General features: G+C 36.8%; 2 protein-coding genes and 1 tRNA gene. 1 reads left to right on the top strand and 2 read right to left on the bottom strand.

The annotated features are described in order from the left end of the window. Positions 1 to 1,420 (top strand): hypothetical protein (locus tag VLZ86_RS03925; RefSeq protein ID WP_325448941.1); only part of this gene is annotated, 1,420 nt, incomplete at its 5' end. 875 nt (positions 1,421 to 2,295) lie between these two features. Here VLZ86_RS03925 and VLZ86_RS03920 read toward each other — a convergent pair. After that, positions 2,296 to 3,531: a site-specific integrase gene (locus VLZ86_RS03920; RefSeq protein WP_325448938.1), complete on the bottom strand. Its 1,236-nt coding sequence runs from the start codon at positions 3,529 to 3,531 to the stop codon at positions 2,296 to 2,298. Positions 3,532 to 3,774: 243 nt separating this feature from the next. After that, positions 3,775 to 3,847: transfer RNA gene (locus tag VLZ86_RS03915), tRNA-Lys, on the bottom strand. Positions 3,848 to 3,912 lie beyond the last annotated feature (65 nt).

Genomic DNA, 3,912 nt, shown 5'->3' with positions numbered 1-3,912 from the left:
AGGGGGGTACACCCAATTTGTTTATGAAGCACATAAAAATTCGACGATGCTATTGAGTGGAGGTGTGAGGATTAAGGAGATACATAATTTTGATGGTACAACAACCATAAAAAAGAAGTACACATATGGGATAGGTACTCTTTTTTTTAGGCCGGTTTATGATTATTTATTGGAATTCGGTCAGGGGAATGGGATGTATTGTACTGAACTTTTTAGGCAATCTTATTCCCATACCCTTTTGGGCACGTCCAATGGGAGTTATGTGGGGTATCCAAATGTTACGGAGTGGATCGGATTAAATGGTGAGGGAGGCAAGACGGAAAGGACCTATTCACATTTCAACGACCAGGGTTCTATTTCATATCCGTTTGCTCCGGCAAGCCCTTTTGATTGGGCTAGGGGTCACTTAATAAAGGAAAAACACTATGTATATGACTCCGGTTCCTTTACGCTCAAAGAAGAGACCGCCTATGATTATGGCAATATTACGGGTAATGTCGAAAACTCGTATGATGTAAAAGGGGTAAGGGTAGGGTATGAAAGAATAATTCACCCAAACGACCGATTTGGACAATGTGTGGTTTCTTTTTCTTTTAACAGGTATCAGGAATATTATTACAATTCACGTTGGTTCTACCTGGAAAGGAAAACAAAAAAGACCTATCTGCCAGAAGGTACAGTCACAGAAAATACAAGGTATTACCATTCCAACCCCAATCATGCGCAATTGACAAAGCAAACACAAACTACCAGTAAAGGGGACAGTATTCAGACATTTTATTATTATCCTGATGACTATCCATCTCTTTTTCAGTCGCTTAAAAACAATTTTATTGTTGGTAAACCTATTGATGTACGTGTTTATCACAATGACCGATTAATAGACGGACAGCAGTTTGCCTATAATAACTTTGGGCTACCTGCTACTGTTTATAAAGCAAAGGTTTCTCCTGATGGCTCTGTCCCTTTTAATGTTGGCAATCCATATACCTTCGAACCCTTGATGGATATTTCATATAATACAGATTATAACATCCAACAAATTACACCGTCAAATGATCATTCAACTGTTTATCTTTGGTCCTATAACGGCACATATCCAGTAATGAAGATTGAAAATGCCACATACTCACAGGTTTTGAACCTGGCAGGATCTTCAGTTTCTGAGCTCCGAAACGCCACTTCGCCAACGGTCATCGATTCAAAATTACAACAAATAAGTAATATCTTAAGCAGCAATCCAACAAGTGTTCTTATTACGACCTATAAGTACCGAAGGCATGTTGGCATATCCGAAATTAGCGGGCCCAGCGGTCTAAAGACTAAGTATGCTTATGATAGATTTGGGAGGTTGAATTCCATCAGGGACGATGAAGATAAATTACTTCAACAATTTATTTATAACTATTTGAACAAATGAAAGTGTCTTAAAAGACAGTAAATCAATAGTTGAAGGTCATATTGCCAACCCTATTTGGATTTCTTATTGCGATTTTATGGGTTTTTTGGGAAAGTCTTGTTCGCCAATCTATGATCTGACATTTCCGGTGGTATCAAAGCGGTCGCTCCAATATCCACTAAAAAATTATATCATAAGATACTCCTGTTTGAAAGCTTTTCTTGCCGCCCAGTGGCAAGGTTAAAAAAAGATGATGGCAGTGCAAGAATTCAACATTTCAATGATCTGGCAATCAGGAAGAATCGGTTTCGGTAAAATATTCACCGATGGGTCATGATTTTATTTCTTAATAGGCACACGACCAGTTTGACAGCTCTGAGGTATCCTATTTGCCTTATGATACGAGTTCAAATAATGGGTTGTATGAAGAGATGAAGGCATTTGTTTTATGGTGCGTTTTTAATCAGACTATTTGTGTGCGGGTATAGAAATAGGAGCTTTTTGCGAATCCGTCTCTAAAGAATTAACGATAAAAACCCTTGAAGCAGGGAACTCCAAGAAAAGACTGTTAGATTGATGAATTTTCTTTAGGCTTTAAAAATGATACTGCCTGAATGCGAAGGTGGCCATTACTAAAAATGAAAAATCAGTGAGTCCAATTAGTGGCTATGTGTATTAAATGTTTAGCTGGAAAATATTTTTACTTGTTTTCAGTTTTGGCCATAGGGATTCCTTTGTGACATATCAAAGTTCTCTTAATGTAGTTAAATTCAGTTTATTGTGATGGACTTGATTACACAATATGTATGATTAATACTGATTTCCATAGAATATTTCTTGATCCCAGTCATCTTTGGAGTTTATGTGAAACAATGAACGGAAGCCGAGCCTTATGATTAAATAATAGCTTGCCTCCCAAGCTTCGTTTGCAACGCTTCCATATCCTCACTAATTTTCTTCTCAATAACTCTAGCATAAATTTGGGTAGTGGTAAGCTTTGTGTGGCCCAATAATTTCGAAACTGTTTCCATTGGAACACCGTTGGATAAAGTGACGGTTGTTGCGAAAGTATGCCTAGCCATGTGAAATGTTAAGTTTTTTTTGATTTTACATAGGTCTGCGATTTCTTTCAAATAACTATTTAGTTTTTGATTGGATAAATTAGGAAGTAGTTTCCCAGAATATTGGGTTCTGGGATGTTTTTTGTATTTATTAATGATAATCTCTGCTTGTATGAGCAAAGGTATTTTAAACGGAACTCCAGATTTATTTCTTTTGGACATGATCCATTTATTTCCGTCTATACCTTCAATAATATGGTTTGGGGTCAATTCCATAATGTCAGCGTATGAAATGCCGGTATAACAACTAAATACAAATAAATCCCTGACCGTTTGAAGTCTTTCAATGGTGGTTTTCAGGTTTTCAATAACCAACAGTTCCTTGTCAGTGAGATAATCTCTCTCCGTTCTCTCCAATTTCAACTGATACCTTTGAAATGGCTCACTTTCAATCCACTCGATGTTATAGGCCATTTTTGTCATCTTTTTTAGCCTTTGGATATGCTTCATGACTGCATTGTTTCCTATTCTCCCCTGATAATGCCTGGGCTTATAACCTCTAAGGAAACTCTCGAAACCTAACACAAAGGCGTGGTTTAAATCTTGAAGGTAGATATCAGTGGATTTAAATTCTTTTTTGACATATTCCAGAATATATTTTTGGCTGGTCTTATAATGGCATAATGTCTTCTCGGAAAGTTTGTTTTCCATAAGGTCATTGTGGTATAAAAATAGATCTCTCATGGAATGGCAAGCCTTGTCTTCGCCTAAAAATCGAGCTTTTACCAATTGGGCCGTTACCACGCGGTGTTCATTCTTCAATTCTCGATAGGTTTGGATTAAACTGGTTTTAGTGTCGTCGAGAAAAAGATTGATCTGTCGAGCCAAAATGCCATGTCCTTTCATCCTTTGGTATTTGGAATTCCAGCGATCAATGTTGATTTTTTGGTTAAGGCTTATGTTGGACTTTTTTCCGTTAATAGTGATCCGAGCATAGATGTTCGATTCATTATTTATGGCCCTAGATGTGTAAATCCAGAAAAGAATTGAAAATGTTACAGAGGTTTTCATAGTTGTCGTCTTAATTGTTAAACAAAATTGAGACGAAAGTCAAATCAACTAGATGCTGTATGAGTATAAATATAAGTCACTTTTACGACATGTTGACGAATGTTGACGATTTAAAAACCCATGTTGACGAATTGTGAACTAATTAGATGATATAATATGATATCATCTAAATTAGTAAAAAACGAAAAACCCTGCCAATCAAACGATTAGCAGGGTTTTGTTTTTAATTGGTATCTCTACCAGTGACCTGACTGGGGCTCGAACCCAGGACCCTAACATTAAAAGTGTTATGCTCTACCAACTGAGCTATCAAGTCGATTCCTTAATGAGGGTGCAAATATAAAACCTTTTATCAATAATCCAAGCCCTTTTTTGTGAATT

The sequence above is a fragment of the Gelidibacter sp. genome (assembly GCF_035515035.1).
Lineage (GTDB): Bacteria > Bacteroidota > Bacteroidia > Flavobacteriales > Flavobacteriaceae > Gelidibacter.
Note: the sequence above shows the minus strand (reverse complement) of the source record. Positions and strands in the feature narration are given on the sequence as shown.